The following is a 15,946-nucleotide window of genomic DNA, read 5'->3' as shown; positions in this document are numbered from 1 at the left end:
CTACGGCGGAATGTTTCCCCTTTCGTCTCATACGCACTCCTCCCTTCTGCTTTCCTTTAATCCAACGGATCCCTGCTGAACTGTACGGTGACGGCGTACACCGCCCCGCCCTCCGGACTCCTGTATTCCTCCGGGCGCGAAAACGCCTCCACCGGCCAGGACTCCACCCGGTCCCCGGAGTTCAGGTCCCCGGAGCTCATCACCTGGATCACCAGAGGAATCTCCTCCTCATAGGAAAACGGCCTGCGCTCCTCCAAAACCGTGGTGACCCGGGAGACTTCCGCGAATTCTTCCTCCAGGTCTTTTTCGTAGGAGGAGGAACCAAATTCCTCTTTTCCCTGAAGGGACGCGCCCATCCCCTTTGCCAGGGAATCAAAGTTCAGGGCCAGCCGTCCCTCCGTCTCCCCGTAGGCCTGTCCGCCGTCCGACTCCGGGACCCATTTTCCCTGTTCCAGGCGGTAGGTTTTCAGATAAATGCTCTGAAGGGCCGGGGTGGCGGAAAAATCGTAGATCCGTTTTTCCGCCTCTGCCCCCACCAGTTTCGCCATGCTTTCCTCCTCCTGGGTCAGCTCGGCCGGTTCTATGTACATGGCCGGTTCTCCCGCCGCCGTCTCACAGCCGGAGATTCCCGCCGTCAGTCCCCATACCGCAGCCAGGACGGCCGCTGCCGCGATTCCGTTTCTCCTTTTCATTCTCCACACCTCCACTGTTTCATTTCCGGTTTCCTTCAGGCGTCAGAAAACGCCGTTTTCTTGTTCTGATTTTATTATAGCAGTTGGGGGGATGGAATGTTTTAATATCTGTGCACGATTTTCTTACGATATTTTAGCAAAAAGTGTGCGCCTCCCGCCGGAAACTTTTGTGTCATAGGGAACGCAGTTTCCTACTACACAAAAAACGGCATCCCTGTCCTCACCCATCCGAGCACAGAAACACCGTTTCTCTCATCCTGATTCCATTACCGCAGTTTCAGCTTATAATCCCGCTCCACTTCCCGTTTCATATCCTTTTTGGCCGTATCCTGGCGCTTGTCGTAGAGCTTTTTGCCTCGGGCCAGGCCAATTTCCACCTTTACCAGGCTGCCTTTAAAATACACCTGCAACGGCACCAGAGTCAGGCCTTTTTCCGCCAGCTTGGAGTCCAGGCGGCGGATTTCCGTCTTGTGCATCAGCAGGCGGCGCACCCGCAGCGGATCCTTGTTGAAAATGTTGCCCTTCTCGTAGGGGCTGATGTGCATCCCGTAGATGTAAACCTGTCCCCGCTCAATGCGGATAAAGGACTCCTTGATGCTGCACTTGCCCATGCGGATGGACTTCACCTCCGTGCCGAACAGCTCAATCCCCGCCTCGTATTTGTCCTCGATAAAATAGTCGTGGTAGGCCTTTTTGTTGTTGGCCACCAACTTGAACGCATCTTTGCCCATGTCTTATTCCTCCTGTTTCGCCGGGCAGTCTCCCACCCAGGCAAAATCGACGGTGCGGGAAAATTTGTCTGTTCCCGTCACCCGCACCCGCACCTTCTGTCCCAGCTTGAACGTCCGGCGGGTCATCTCTCCCTTAAGCTCCAGGGAATGTTCATCAAACAGATAATAGTCGCCGGTCAGGTCGTTTACCCGCACCAGCCCTTCCACCGTGTTGGGCAGCTCCACATAAAAGCCCCAGGAGGTGACGCCGGAAATCACGCCGTCAAACTCCTCGCCCACAAACCGGCTCATATACTCGCATTTCTTCAGCTTGTCCGTCTCCCGCTCCGCCTCGTCCGCCCGGCGCTCCAGGGCGGAGGTCTTTACCGCCACCTCCGGCAGGAGCCGCTCGTAGTGGCCCATCCGTTTTCCGGATAAGCCGCCCCGCAGGTTCTCCTTGATGATCCGGTGGATCTGCAGGTCGGGGTAGCGGCGGATGGGGGAGGTAAAATGGGTGTAATACTTGGCGGCCAGGCCGAAATGGCCGGAGTTGATCACCGTGTACTTCGCCTGTTTCATGGAGCGGAGCACCAGCCGGGAAAGCAGGGCCTCCTCCGGGGTCCCCTCGATCTTCCCCAGGAGTTTCTGCAGCTCTCCCGGGTGGATTTCCCCCTTCTGGGAGCGGACGGTGTAGCCGAAATTGTTGATAAACACCGCCAGGCTTTTCATTTTCTCCGGGTCCGGCACATCGTGAGTGCGGTATAAAAAGGGCACCTCCTGCCAGAAATAATCCTCCGCCACCGTCTCGTTGGCCGCCAGCATAAAGTCCTCGATGAGGCGGGTGGCGGCGTTTCGCTCGTAGGGACGGATTTCCAACGGTTTTCCCTTCTCGTCCAGAAGGATTTTGCTCTCCGGGAAGTCAAAGTCGATGGCTCCCCGTTTCATCCGGTTGGCACGCAGCAGGTCCGCCAGCTCCTTCATGAGGAAAAACATGGGAACCAGCTCCTCATAGCGTTCCATAGTCTCCTGATCCTCATAGGTGATGATCTGATTCACGTCCGTGTAGCTCATCCGCCGGTCCACCCGGATCACCGTCTCCGCGATCCGGTGGGACACCATCCGCCCGGCCCCGTCAAACTCCATCAGACAGGACAGGGCCAGACGGTCCTCCCCGGCGTTTAAGGAGCAGATGCCGTTGGAAAGGCGGTGGGGCAGCATGGGGATCACCCGGTCCACCAGGTAAACGCTGGTGCCCCGGCGTAGGGCCTCCTTATCTAAGGGACTGTTTTCCGTCACGTAGTGGCTCACGTCGGCGATATGCACCCCCAGGCGGTACACCGTCCGCCCTCCGCCCGTCTCCTTGGAAAGGCTCACCGCGTCGTCTAAGTCCTTGGCGTCCTCCCCGTCGATGGTGACCATGGGCACATCCCGCAGGTCCAGCCGCCCCGCCTTGTCCTTTTCCGGCACCGCGTCCGGGATCTGCCCTTCCACCTGGGCCATCACTTCGTCCGGAAATTCCTCCGGCAACTCGTAGGCCCTCACAATGGAGAGAATGTCCACTCCCGGATCGTTGATATGGCCCAGGATCTCCACGATTTTTCCCTCCGGGTTCTGTTTCCCGTCCTTAAAATCGGTGATGTTCACCACCACCTTGTGGCCCGTCACCGCGCCCATGTCCTTTCCCTGGGGAATGAACACGTCGCAGCCGATTTTCTGGTTGTCCGGCACCACAAAGCCGAAATTTTTGCTTTTCTGGTAGTAGCCCACCAGCTTTTCATTGGCCCGCTCCAGCACACGGATCACCGTTCCCTCCGTCCGGCGGCCTTTTTTGCCGTTCTCCGTCACGATCCGCACCGTGTCGCCGTTTAAGGCCCCTCCCGTCTTGTCCGGCGGGATGAATACATCCTCTGCCCAGCCTTCTATGGCCACAAAGCCGAACCCTTTGGAAGTTCCGCTGAACACGCCGGTGAGGGAAAAGGATTCCGGCCGGCCGTATTTTCCTTTTTTGGAAATCCCCGCCTTTCCCTCCGCCACCAGGGCGTCCATCACTTCTTTTAATTCGTCCCGCTGTTCCTTCGGGATCCCAAGGAGGATGGCAAGCTCCTTCAGTTTCATGGGCACATAGGCGGGATCCGCCAAAAGCTCTGCCATCCGTTTTTTTCTTTCTTCTAATAATTCCTGTTTCATGTTCTGTCTCAAGCCTTCTGTGTGTCCGGGAGCGCCCATTCCTTCGGCCTCCCGGCCATTTCCTATGACATAAAAGAAAACACCCTTGTTCCCAAGAGTGTCATCCGTTGCCTACCTATTACAATAAATTCAACACGACTGCCAGCACGACAACCATAATCGCCGCGAACTTCGTGAACTTCTCCAATGCGCCCTCCATGGAACGTCCTTTATTCCGTCCCCAGTAGGTGTCCGCCATACCGGCGATGGAACCCAGGCCCTGGGATTTTCCTTCCTGGAGCAGTACGATCACGGTCAGAGCGATCGCTACGAGCACAAATATTACAGACAACACGATCTTTAACAACTTCCGCACCTCCTATAGTCAAACACTGGTAATCATATCATAAATCCCAGGCAAATACAAGCCTAAACTAAATTATTTCCTCCTCGATGCGCAGAAGCTGGTTGTATTTGGCGGTGCGCTCTGACCGGCAGGGCGCTCCCGTTTTGATCTGGCCGGCGTTTACCGCCACCGCCAGGTCGGCGATAAAGGGATCCTCGGTCTCCCCGGAGCGGTGGGAAATCACCGTGCGGTAGCCCGCCCGTTTCGCCATCTCGATGGCCTCCAGGCTTTCCGTCAGGGTGCCGATCTGGTTGACCTTGATCAGGATGGCGTTGGCGGCCTGGGAGAGAATGCCCCGGCTCAGACGGCCGGTGTTGGTGACAAAGAGATCGTCTCCCACCAGCTGTACCTGGCTGCCCAGGGCCTTTGTGAGCTGGATCCAACCGTCCCAGTCTTCCTCGTTTAAGCCGTCCTCAATGGAGCAGATGGGAAAGGCCTCCAGAAGTTTTTTGTAGTACAGGATCATTTCCTCCGACGTGCGGTGCACCTCATGGCCGGCCATCTTACTCTCTCCCGGGAAAAAGTAAGTGCCGGTGTTTTCGTCATACAGCTCGCTGGAGGCGGCGTCCATGGCGATCTTGATGTCTTTCCCCGGCTGGTAGCCGCTCATTTTCACCGCCTCCGTCAGGTAGGTGAGCACTTCTTCCGCGTTTTTCAGATCCGGAGCGAAACCGCCCTCGTCTCCCACCGCCGTGGAGTAGCCGCCGATGTCCAGGAGCTTTTTCAGGGTGTGGTAGACCTCCGCGCACATTTTCAGGCCCTCGGAAAAGGCTTTCGCCCCCACAGGCATGATCATGAACTCCTGGAAATCCACGGTGTTTTTAGCGTGGACGCCGCCGTTTAAAATATTCATCATGGGGGTGGGGAGCTGGCAGGCGTTCACCCCGCCCAGATAGCGGTACAGAGGCACGCCAAGGCCGGCTGCCGCCGCCCGGGCCGCGGCCAGGGATACTCCCAAAATGGCGTTTGCCCCCAGCCGCTCCTTGTTCTCCGTGCCGTCCGCCTCCCGCAGGAGCCGGTCCAGCCGCCGCTGGTCCCTGGCGTCCTCAAACATCACCGCCTCCGCCAGCACGGTGTTCACATTCTCCACCGCCCGTTTCACGCCTTTTCCGCCGTAGCGGTGATCCTCATCCCGCAGCTCCACCGCCTCAAATTTTCCTGTGGATGCGCCGGAGGGCACGGAGGCCCGGCCCACCGCCCCGTTTTCCAGGGTGACCTCCGCCTCCACTGTGGGATTTCCCCTGGAATCCAGGATCTCCCTTCCTCTCACCGCCGCAATATCAAATCCGCAATTCATATGACAGCCTCCTTATCTTCATCTTCATTCTATGGGATAAGATGGCCGGTTTTCCAGTTCTTTATGCAGGGAGTTTTGCTCTGTGCCGGGAGATTGAAAGAGGTTTTTCTATTTTCTGTTTTTGAAACGGGCATATGAGAAGGTACTGCCCGATCAATTCTCAACTTCCCGCTTTATTTCTATTATTTTTCTAAATTTCATTGCTATTTCACAAAATTTGTTTTATAGTGGATACCACAAACAAATCCGTCTGCTACCGGCTGCTTGCTTTTCTATGCCAGTTGCATTTCTCTGTTTACTTTATAAAATATCATTTGCATGAACCCGTTTCTCCTACAAAGATCGATTTATCTCTGTCGAAATCTTCCGCCGGAAAATCCAGAACCGTGACAATATCATATCTTTACCCAGGGAGCCGGGGGACGTGCTCTCACCCAATCCGAGACCTTACGGAAGGTGGTGATTATTATGAGTACATATGAAGAATTCAGCCTGATCATAAGCGTAGCCTTGTTGATCGTCACTATTCTCAATTATACGCATAAGAAATAGCCGTCCTGCTCCTGACAAAAGTAGACGGCTATCTCTAATTGCTGAATCCATTCGCCGGGTCGGGTGATGTGCGCTCACCTTCCGGCTCCCTTGGTAAGGATATTATATGTCATCCGCGGAAGTTTTGCAACTGCAAATTGAAAAATGCTGAAAACGGCGCCGTCACCGGCGCCGCTCTCTCACCCCTCCCTCCGGAGGATGGGCCGTATGCGCGAAGGAGGATGCAAAGTGCGCAGCCGGCCCCGAAGGGAGTGTGCGCCTGGAGCGCACGTTCTATCAGTCTACAATGGTTTTCTCTGTGTTGTAATCGAAAATATGGATCTTATCCGTATCCATGGCTAGGCGGATGTGATCGCCCACAGCCACCTTTGTGCTGGCATTTAAGGAAGCAACCCAGCCGGCCTCGTTGATGTCAAAGTATACCAGGGCCTCGGCTCCCAGCATCTCGTACACCCGGACCTCCGTCTCAAAGCAGGATTTGCTGAATTTCTTCAGGCTCTCCTCGTCCCCGTGAATGTCGGAGGGACGAATACCCATCACCACTTTGCCGCCTACGTAGCCGCCCTTTTTCAGAGCCTCGGCCCGTTTCTCGTTTAACACGATGCTGTGGCCCGCGAACTTTAAAGTTACCTCTCCGTTCTCCTCCACCGCGTCGGCGGTGATCATGTTCATCTGGGGAGAACCGATGAAACCGGCCACAAACTTGTTGCAGGGGTGATCATACAGATTCTGAGGGGTGTCGATCTGCTGCACCACGCCGTCCTTCATCACCACGATTCTGGTTCCCAGGGTCATGGCCTCCGTCTGATCGTGAGTCACGTAGATGATGGTGCTGCCCAGGCGCTGATGGAGCTTGGAAATCTCCACACGCATCTGGCCGCGGAGCTTGGCATCCAGGTTGGACAGCGGCTCATCCATGAGGAATACCTTGGGGTTGCGGACGATGGCGCGGCCCATGGCCACACGCTGTCTCTGGCCGCCGGAGAGGGCTCTGGGCTTTCTGTCCAGGAGCTTTTCCAGATCCAGGATCCGGGCCGCCTCCCGCACTGCCTTGTCGATCTCCTCCTTCGGCGTCTTCTTTAACTTTAAGGAAAAGGCCATATTGTCATACACCGTCATGTGGGGATACAGGGCGTAGCTCTGGAACACCATGGCGATGTCCCTGTCCTTGGGCTCCACGTCGTTCATAAGCTTTCCGTCGATGATGAGCTCTCCGGAGCTGATGTCCTCCAGGCCCGCCACCATCCGCAGGGTGGTGGACTTTCCGCAGCCGGAGGGCCCTACAAAAATAATAAACTCCTTGTCCTGGATGTCCAGGTTAAAATCCTTTACCGCCTCATATCCGTTGGGATATTTTTTACATACATTTTTCAGCTGAACACTCGCCATAATTTCCTCCTAATATTGATCGTCTATCTCTCATTCCCAAAACGGGTCCGTTCTCATTACCGCAGCATCCACCGCGCCCCGTAAGGCGGCATAGCCACGTTCTTTCCCTCTATGCGCTCGCCGGAAAGCAGGTCCTCATACGTCCCCGGCTCGTCGATCCAGGCCGTGCCGGGCTTTCCGGAAAAGTTAAAGAGGGCCACCAGTTTTTTCCCGCCGTACTCCCGCACTAAGCACAGGATGGACGGGTCCCAGGTCTCCGCCGTGCGCACGGACGCTCCGCCGGAAAATACCGGTTTCTTCTTTCTCAGCTCCTGCAGGCGGCCGATTCCGGCAAAGAGCCGGCTCTGGGCCGTCTCCGGGTTCTTTCTAAGCTCCGCGTCTTCCCAGCGGAAGGCCCCCCGGTGCACGTAGCGGGAATCCGCCGCCTTGGCCGGATCCTGCCGGTAGCTGTAGTCGTTGAGCTGCCCGATCTCGTCCCCGCTGTAGAGCATGGGAATGCCGGACAGGGTCATCATGCAGGCGTGAAGCATCAGGTCACAGTCCACCGCCCGCCGGATCTCCTCCTCGTTTCCCTCTGCCATGGCAGCCTCCAGGCCGCAGAGGGAGGCTGTGGTTCCGCAGAGCCTGGCGTCTCCGGAGGTGGGATCGTCATTGTAAAGCTCTCCCCTGGCCATGGAATCCGGCCATTTCCCCGTGAAGTAGTCGCTCAAAAACCGCTTGTGGGGAACCTCCTCCATCTCCTCTTTCCTGAGCCAGGCGTACTCCAGGCCCCAGCCGATGTCGTCGTGGCAGCGGAGGTAGTTTAAGAACACGTACTCCCGCGGGAGCCCGTTGATCACATCCATCTGGTGTTTTAACAGGGACACCTTCCCTGTGGCCACGGTGTGCCAGATGGAGGCCATGGTGGTCACGTTGTAGAGCATATGGCACTCCGGCTTTTCCACCGTCCCGAAATAGGGAACCACCTTCGCCGGCTCCATCACCACCTCCCCCAGCAGGAGGACCGCCGGGCAGACCACCTCGCAGATCATCCGCATCATCCGCACGATGGTGTGGACCTGAGGCAGGTTCCGGCAGCTGGTTCCCAGCTCCTTCCAGATGTAGGGAACCGCGTCAATGCGGACCACATCCACCCCGTGGTTTGCCAGGTTCAGCAGGTAATCCACCATGGTGTTGAACACATCCGGGTTCCGGTAATTCAAATCCCACTGGTAGGGGTAAAAGGTGGTCATCACAAATTTCTTCGCGTCCTCCAGCCATGTAAAATTGCCGGGGGCCGTGGTGGGGAACACCTGAGGGCAGGTGGCCTCGTACTGGGCGGGAATGTCAAAATTGTCAAAGAAGAAGTACCGGTCCTGATATTCCTTCTCCCCGGCCCTGGCCCGTCTGGCCCACTCGTGCTCCTCGGAGGTGTGGTTCATCACGAAGTCCAGGCACAGGCTGATCTTCCGCCTGTGGCACTCCTCCGCCAGATCCCGCAGATCCTCCATGGTTCCCAGGTTTTCCTTTACCTTCGTAAAGTCCGACACGGCATAGCCGCCGTCGTTGTTCACCTTCGGGGAATCCAAAAGAGGCATCAGGTGCAGGCAGCGCACGCCGCACTCCTCCACGTAGTCCAGCCGCTCCTTTACTCCCTTCAGAGTGCCGGCAAAGGCGTCGGTGTACATCATCATTCCCACCATATCGTTGCCCTTGTACCAGTCCGGACGCTCCTCCCGGCGCTTATCCAGCCGTTTTAATCCGGCGCTCCGCTCCCGGCTCCGTTTCTCCATTCTGGTACACAGCTCCTCAAATTTGCCGATTCCGCCCTCGTAAAGCTCGCAGTAGAGCCATTTCAGCTCATCGTAATGCCTGCCCAGCCTCCGTTTAAAAACCGTCTCTCTCTCCATCTCACTCACCTGCCTGTATGGGGTAATATTTCTTCATTTCTCCGAGGAATTCCTCCCCGCCTTCCATGTAAATCAGCTCTCCCCTGGCCTTCACCGTGTAAACCGGCGCTCCCGGCCGGCCGGAGGTGAAATCTCTCACCGTCCGTCCCCCTGGAGCCGCCCGCCCGGAGAGAAACTCCTCAAATTCGGTGCGGGACGCGTGGTAAACGTCCTTGCGTTTTTCCTTGCGGATGATCTTTGATATGGTGAAATCGCCGTTTACATACACGTACTCATACTCATACCGCCAGCTCCGGAACAGGAAAAATCCCGTCACCGCCAGAATCAAAGCCGGAAACAGCATAAACGCCGCGAAGAATACCGCGTCCACAAAAAACACCAGCGCGGCCGACACCATCACCGCCTTCAAAAGCCTCTGCCTTCCGTTTATGACATACGGCACATACCACTCAAATACAACATCTCTCATCCTGCTCCCGCTCCTTATATCATTTTCAGTCCAATCTGCAAACCGTCATACTCTCCCAGGCCGTTCGGCACCGGAATGCCGGCGCTCATAAGGAGGCGTCCGGAAAACTTTCCCTTCCGTCCCTCGATCCGGTAGAAGGCATCCGGCTCCAGCCCCTTTAATTTCAGATACCTCTGGGCCTCATTTCCTTCCTTGTCCGTGATGACCAGGCCTACCAGGGACTTCTTTTTATCCTGGGAAACGTGCTGCCAGGCGGTGAAGTACCGGTTTTCGTAAGGATTTGTCAGCCGGTAGTAATCGCCGTCCATGATCACCTTCCCGTAACGCTTGTAGAACCGGATCTGCTCTCTGCAGACCTCCTTCTCCCCCGCGCTCATCTTCGTGGGATCCAGCTCGTATCCAAATACCCCGTCCATGGCCGTCACGCCCCTGGTGGCCAGGGGAACGGTGCGGCCCGTCTGATGGTTGGGGCAGACGGATACGTGGGACTCCAGGCTGCTTATGGGGTAAGCAAAGGAAGTGCCGTACTGGATTTTCAGCCGGTTCACGGCGTCGGTATTGTCACTGCACCAGATCTGGGGCTGGTAGTAGAGCATAGCCGGGTCGTACCGGCCGCCGCCGCCGCTGCATCCGCAGAACAGGATCTCCGGATGGCTCAAAATCACGTGGTCCATCACGTAGTAAAGTCCTAAGATGTAGCGGTGGAACACCTCTCCCTGCCGCTCCCTGCCCAGCAGTCCGGACCAGGCCTCCGCCAAGCTGCGGTTCATATCCCATTTCACATACTCCACGTCCATCTCCTTTAAAAGACGGTTCATGGATTCGATCAGATAGTCACACACATCCTTCCGGGACAGATCCAGCACCAGCTGATACCGCCCCCGGACCGCCGGCCGTCCCGGCTCCCGCAGGCACCAGTCCGGATGCTGGCGGTACAGATCGCTGTCCTCAGATACCATCTCCGGCTCCACCCAGATTCCAAATTTCAGGCCCATCCCGTGGATCCGGCGGGAAAGCTCCGAAAGTCCCATGTTCAGTTTCTTCCGGTTCACCGTCCAGTCTCCCAGGCCGGAGCAGTCATCGTCCCGCTTTCCGAACCATCCGTCGTCCAGCACAAACATTTCCACGCCCATGTCTGCCGCCGCTTCCGCGATCGACAAAATCTTTTCATCGTCAAAATCGAAGTAGGCCGCTTCCCAGCTGTTTAAAAGGATGGGTCTTAGCTTTTTCCGGTAAGGAGAACGGCATAAGTTCTCCCGGAAAATCCGATGGTAAATATGGCTGAGCCTCGTAAGTCCCTGTCCCGACCAGGCTAAGATCAGCTGGGGGGCCTGAAACTCCTCCCCCGGCTCCAGAAGGAAGGAAAAGCCCTTGGGATGAATCCCCGCGTTTACGCGGAGCTGACGGTACTGATCCCGTTCCGCCTCAATCAGGAAATTTCCGCTGTAGACCAGAGAAAGGCCCCAGCACTGTCCATGATCCTCTCCGCAGTCCGGCTCGCACAAAATGGCGAACGGATTGTACTGATGGGAGGACGTTCCCCGGCTGCTGCCGACGGAATGAACCCCGTCCCTTATGGGAATCCGCCGCATCTCCCGCTCCATCATATGCCGGCCTGTGAAATAGATCAGGTCGTAATCGGAATCCCGAAAATCCAGGGTGGCAGACATCAGTTTCTCCAGACGCAGGGGCTTGGTGCCGTAGTTGGCCAGGATCACGGAGCGGGCGATCACATCCTTCTCCTCAAAGACGGTGTAGGCCAGCCGCACCTCCACCCGGCTCACCGGGTCCTCCAGGCGGATTACCAGGGTGTCCACGTTCTCCTTCGGGCCCCCGGAGAGTCCGGGCATTCCCTTGATCACACAGGCTCCGGGGCTGATCTCATACCCCGCCACCTTTCCGGAAAACGCGGTGCCTCCCTCTCCCCACACCAGCTCCACACTGGGATTTCTGTAGTCTCCGCTGCGGTCGCTGGAGAATTCCTGGGGCAGGGCATCCAGGGAAAAGGTTCTGTCATTTCCCACCTCGTTGGGATTGGGGGAAAATCCCCGGTCCTGGAAGGTGAGGAGGTAGTCCAGATCCTCGTCGGGAATCCTGGCCCCGTAGTACATATGCAGCAGGTTTCCGTACCTGCTGACTTCCATCAGGTAAGAGCTGTTCGCCGTTTCCAATATGAATGTTTTCGTGTCCGCATTATATCTTACTGCCATAAATCATCATCCTGTCTGTATTTGTTATTTTCCGCCGGTCATGGCCACGCCCTCGATGAACTGTTTCTGGAAGAACAGGTACAGCACCACCATGGGGATCATCGCCAGCAGGGAGCCGGCCATCATCACCGGGAAATTGGTGCTGAACTGGCCTCTTAGGGTCGCCAGTCCGGAGGACAGCGTCATCATGTTCAAATCTGTATTGACAATGAGGGGCCACATCAGGTCTCCGTAGGCAAACACCGCGGTGAACACCGCCAGAGCCGCCATGGATGCCTTGGTAAGAGGCGCCATCACTTTCACAAAGGTCTGCCACTGGTTGCAGCCGTCCAGATAGGCCGCCTCCGCGATCTCATCGGGAATCCCCAGGTACGCCTGCCTCAAAAAGAAGGTGCCGAAGGCGCTCACCAGTCCGGGGAACACCAGGGCAAATATGGTGTTGGTCAGGCCCAGTTTCGCTAACATCTGGTACTGAGGAGTGATGAAAATCTGGGACGGAAGCATCATCTGCATCAGAACCAGAGAAAACAGAAGGTTTTTTCCCTTAAAGCGCAGTTTCGCGAAGGCGTAGCCCGCCATGGAGGAAAACAGCACCGCGCACACCACTCTCCAGAACACCATCAGGATGGTATTCTTGTACAGGGCGAAAAAGGGAAGGGACGCCATGGCATCCGTAAAGTTTTTGGTCTGCCACTCCGCCGGAAGGATGGTGGGCGGCACGATCATGCTCTCCTCCACCGTCTTAAAGCTGGTCAGGAACATCCACACGAAGGGGAACACCATGACAATGCAGCCGATGGCGAAAAAGGCATAGATTCCGATTGTCCGGATCCGTCTGGATCTCTCTAATGATGAATTCATACGCAGCTCCTTTCTACACCTCGTAATTGACCCATTTCTTCTGGCCCCAGAACTGCACCACCGTCACCAGGCCGATGAGAGCCACCGTCCAGATCACCACTGAGGAGCCAAGGCCCCTGTTTCCGGTGACGAAGGATTCCCGGTAGAACAGGTACATCAGGGACTGGGCGTTGTTTAGGGCCGGGTTCGATTCCTCCACCAGCATATAGATCAGATCGTATACCTTAATGGAAGACATCAGCCTCATGATCAGCACCACAAACAGGGTGGGGGAAACCATGGGCAGGGTAATGTGGAAAAATTGCTGGAGCTTGGTGGCTCCGTCCAGGCTGGCCGCCTCGTAATAGGATTTTGAAATATTCTGCAGGCCGGAAAGCAACAGCACCGCGTCATATCCGATGGCGGACCACACTGCCACAATGGCGCAGGCCACCATGACGATATTGGGATCGGTGATCCAGTTGATTTTGTGGGCCAGCAGGGTGTTGATGATTCCGTACTCCGTGTTGAACATCCATTTCCACACCATGGCCACTGCCGCCGGGGCCACAACCATGGGAAGGAAGAACACGGCCCGGAAAAACGTCCTTCCCTTGATCTTGGCGTTTAACATAACCGCCACCACCAGGGCTAAGAAAATTCCCAGGGGAACCGTCAGGATACAGAAGTAAATGGTGTTTAAATTCGCTCTCCAGAACTCCGGGCTGGCGAACATTTCTATGTAGTTTTCCAGTCCTCTGAGCTCGTAGAGGCCAAAGGGCCTGGTCTTGGAAAAGCTTAACTTGATGGTATCCAGGAACGGATAGATATTTAACACCAGCAGGCCGATCACCGTGGGCGCTACCATCAGGTATCCCCACCGGCTCTCGGACTTCGCGTGCCTGCTGGCCTTCGCCGTCATATTTGCCATAATCCCCCTCCTTAATCGTCCTCGGCAGCCTTTTTCAACGCCTCCTGCATGGCCGCCATTCCGTCCTCAAAGCTGATCTGTCCGGAATAGATCTTCAGCAGGTTCTCCGTCACATCCGGTTTCCAGACGGAACGGTACTTGTTGTTGACGGACTGCACGCTGTACTCGAACATATCCACGAAACACTCCACGTTCAGCCGGTAGTCAAACTGGTCGAACACGTCGATCCAGGTCTGCTCCAGACCCTCGTAAGCCGGGATGGCCGCGCCGGATTCTCCCTGCAGCCGCTGGCCCTCCTCGGAGCCGAAGAAACGGAGCACATCCTTTACCAGCTCCAAATTCTTATTGGCGGGGGAGGTGGCGTAGCACAGACCGTTGGAAATGGTGGCTCTGCCGTCTCCGGACGCCGGGTTCGGGCACATGGGCAGCACAGCTACGTCCCATTTTCCCTGCATATTGGGGTAGTTGTTCATCTCGCTTAAAATGTTCCAGTTGCCCTCCAGGAACATGGCCCCCTGCTCAGAGAAAAAGGCCGTTCCGGGAGACGTCTCCGCGAAATAGTTCTGATCCGGGCACCAGTCCTCCTTCTGCAGGTCGATGTAGAATTTCATGGCGTCCTTCGTGGCCTGGTTGTCAAAGCCGCCGGTGATGTTGTCCTCCGCCAGGATGTAGCCTCCGTTCTGGTACACGAAGTTCCAGTAGCCCAGCTGATCGTCGCCGTAGGCCATATAGCCGTACTTTCCGGTGGCGTCATAGATCTTCTGGGAGGCGTCGCACAGGTCATCCCAGGTCCAGGTCTCGTCCGGGTAGGCCACTCCTGCCGCATCGAACATTTCCTTATTGTAGACAAGGCCCACCGTGTCCTTGTCCTTGGGCACGCCGTAATAGCGCCCGTCGCTTCCCTGGACGTTCTTTAAGGACACCTCGGAGAAATGGTCCTTAAAGTAGTCCGGGTCTTCCCCATCGTACAGATCGGTGAGATCCGCGATCTTGCCGTAGTCGGCATACTTCAGGATCTCGTTGGTGTGCATCCAGAAGATGTCCGGCATCTGGTTGGAGATGGCTGCCGCCTCCAGTTTCGTCCAGTACTCGCTCCAGCTGGTTACCTGCACCTCGATCACCACGTCCGGGTGTTTCGCCGTATAGGCGTCGCAGATCGCCTGCATTCCGTCCCTCTGGGCGATGTCCCAGATCTGAAACGTGAGATGGGTCTTTCCGTCGGACGTGCCAGTGCTACATCCGCCGAGGATCACCGCGGCCCCGCAGGCCGCCAGCAGCGAAATCGCTGTTTTTCGTTTCTTCACACTTTTCCCTCCTTTTGTGTATTTAGGACATAAACTAATATTAGTTTGTATTTGAATTATATCAATTCCACAAATCCCCTGATATGAACAGGAAAAGCATTTATATACCAAAATGTAAGATCTATACAATTTTTGTACAATGTGCTATCATTTTGGTATATAGGAGGACATCATGGAAAAGAACTTTAAATTCGGGGTTTTTCAAAACGACAAAAATATTGACCTGTCCATTTTTCAGTACGGCTGGGAGGAGTGCGCCCCCCTGCATTCCTACGGCCCGGCCAAGCGGAACCACTACCTGTTTCACTTTATCTTCTCCGGAAAGGGATATTTAAGCTCCAACGATTCCTCCGGGACCACCCACCTGCACCGTCTGGAGGCCTGCCAGGGCTTTCTCATCTGCCCCGGCCAGGTAAATACCTACTACGCCGACGAGCACCTCCCCTGGGAGTACGCCTGGGTGGAATTTGACGGGGTAAAGGCGCTGGAGTACATGGAAATGGCCGGCTTAAGCTTCGACTCTCCCGTGTACCGGCCTAAAAAGCGGGAGCACGCCGCCCTGATCCGGGACGAGCTTATGGCCATCGTGGACAACCCGGCCCACTCTCCCATTTACCAGATCGGCCACCTGTACCTGTTCATCGACTGCCTGATCCGCTGCTCCGCCTCCGCCAAACCGGTGCCGGCGGGCAAGCTGAAGGATTTCTACATCAAGGAGGCCATCTCCTTCATCGAACAGAACTACAGCCGCCCCATCACCGTAGAGGACGTGGCCGCCTTCTGCAATTTAAACCGCAACTATTTAGGAAAGCTGTTCCGGGAGGGCACCAACCAGACTTTGCAGCATTTCCTCATGTACTACCGCATGAACCGGGCCGCGGAGCTTTTAAAATTTTCCGACATGAGCGTCAGCGAAGTGGGAAAAATGTGCGGCTATCCCAACCAGCTCCACTTCTCCCGGGCCTACAAAACCATCTTCGGCGTTTCCCCCAACCACTGGAGGGAACAAAACCGCCCCCTTCCCAAGCTGAACCGCCGGGAAACAGAGGACGGCACCGCCCCGGAGCCGGGGCCAGAAAGGAGTCGCTAAC

13 protein-coding genes are annotated in these 15,946 nt (G+C 56.2%); 1 reads left to right on the top strand and 12 read right to left on the bottom strand.

All coding sequences use genetic code 11. The annotated features are described in order from the left end of the window. Positions 1 to 56: 56 nt before the first annotated feature. The 12 genes from B5E84_RS06010 to B5E84_RS05955 form a co-directional block, all read right to left on the bottom strand. Entirely contained in the window at positions 57 to 692 is a 636-nt protein-coding gene (locus tag B5E84_RS06010) for a hypothetical protein (protein WP_087220669.1), read from the bottom strand. A gap of 266 nt (positions 693 to 958) precedes the next feature. Beyond that, on the bottom strand, positions 959 to 1,423 hold the full coding sequence (smpB, locus tag B5E84_RS06005; protein WP_087220666.1) for an SsrA-binding protein SmpB: 465 nt from the start codon (positions 1,421 to 1,423) through the stop codon (positions 959 to 961). 3 nt (positions 1,424 to 1,426) lie between these two features. After that, complete coding sequence (gene rnr, locus B5E84_RS06000; protein ID WP_087220732.1) at positions 1,427 to 3,589, bottom strand: ribonuclease R; 2,163 nt, start codon at positions 3,587 to 3,589, stop codon at positions 1,427 to 1,429. Between the two features lie 118 nt (positions 3,590 to 3,707). Next, positions 3,708 to 3,935: a preprotein translocase subunit SecG gene (secG, locus tag B5E84_RS05995; protein ID WP_087220663.1), complete on the bottom strand. Its 228-nt coding sequence runs from the start codon at positions 3,933 to 3,935 to the stop codon at positions 3,708 to 3,710. A 67-nt stretch (positions 3,936 to 4,002) separates the two neighbouring features. After that, on the bottom strand, positions 4,003 to 5,271 hold the full coding sequence (gene eno, locus B5E84_RS05990) for a phosphopyruvate hydratase (RefSeq protein ID WP_087220660.1): 1,269 nt from the start codon (positions 5,269 to 5,271) through the stop codon (positions 4,003 to 4,005). Between the two features lie 828 nt (positions 5,272 to 6,099). Next, positions 6,100 to 7,212, bottom strand: a complete 1,113-nt coding sequence (locus B5E84_RS05985; RefSeq protein ID WP_087220657.1) for an ABC transporter ATP-binding protein — start codon at positions 7,210 to 7,212, stop codon at positions 6,100 to 6,102. 56 nt (positions 7,213 to 7,268) lie between these two features. Continuing rightward, the gene (locus B5E84_RS05980; RefSeq protein ID WP_087220654.1) at positions 7,269 to 9,101 is read right to left on the bottom strand and encodes an amylosucrase; all 1,833 of its coding nucleotides are present in this window, start codon (positions 9,099 to 9,101) and stop codon (positions 7,269 to 7,271) included. Position 9,102: 1 nt separating this feature from the next. Further along, entirely contained in the window at positions 9,103 to 9,570 is a 468-nt protein-coding gene (locus tag B5E84_RS05975) for a DUF6106 family protein (RefSeq protein WP_087220651.1), read from the bottom strand. 14 nt (positions 9,571 to 9,584) lie between these two features. Next, positions 9,585 to 11,780 carry an alpha-galactosidase gene (locus B5E84_RS05970; RefSeq protein ID WP_087220648.1) on the bottom strand — a complete coding sequence of 732 codons (2,196 nt, stop codon included), beginning with the start codon at positions 11,778 to 11,780 and terminating at the stop codon, positions 9,585 to 9,587. A gap of 24 nt (positions 11,781 to 11,804) precedes the next feature. Beyond that, positions 11,805 to 12,641, bottom strand: coding sequence for a carbohydrate ABC transporter permease (locus B5E84_RS05965; protein ID WP_087220645.1), 837 nt, complete (start codon positions 12,639 to 12,641; stop codon positions 11,805 to 11,807). Between the two features lie 13 nt (positions 12,642 to 12,654). Continuing rightward, positions 12,655 to 13,551: a carbohydrate ABC transporter permease gene (locus tag B5E84_RS05960; RefSeq protein WP_330374183.1), complete on the bottom strand. Its 897-nt coding sequence runs from the start codon at positions 13,549 to 13,551 to the stop codon at positions 12,655 to 12,657. A gap of 11 nt (positions 13,552 to 13,562) precedes the next feature. Beyond that, positions 13,563 to 14,855, bottom strand: coding sequence for an ABC transporter substrate-binding protein (locus tag B5E84_RS05955; RefSeq protein ID WP_242963313.1), 1,293 nt, complete (start codon positions 14,853 to 14,855; stop codon positions 13,563 to 13,565). Positions 14,856 to 15,027: 172 nt separating this feature from the next. On the opposite strand from B5E84_RS05955, the gene B5E84_RS05950 reads away from it, so the two are divergent. Continuing rightward, positions 15,028 to 15,945, top strand: coding sequence for an AraC family transcriptional regulator (locus tag B5E84_RS05950; protein ID WP_087220642.1), 918 nt, complete (start codon positions 15,028 to 15,030; stop codon positions 15,943 to 15,945). The last annotated feature ends 1 nt before the right edge of the window (position 15,946 follow it).

Source organism: Lachnoclostridium sp. An14 (genome assembly GCF_002160755.1).
Classification (GTDB): Bacteria; Bacillota; Clostridia; order Lachnospirales; family Lachnospiraceae; genus Lachnoclostridium_A.
Note: the sequence above shows the minus strand (reverse complement) of the source record. Positions and strands in the feature narration are given on the sequence as shown.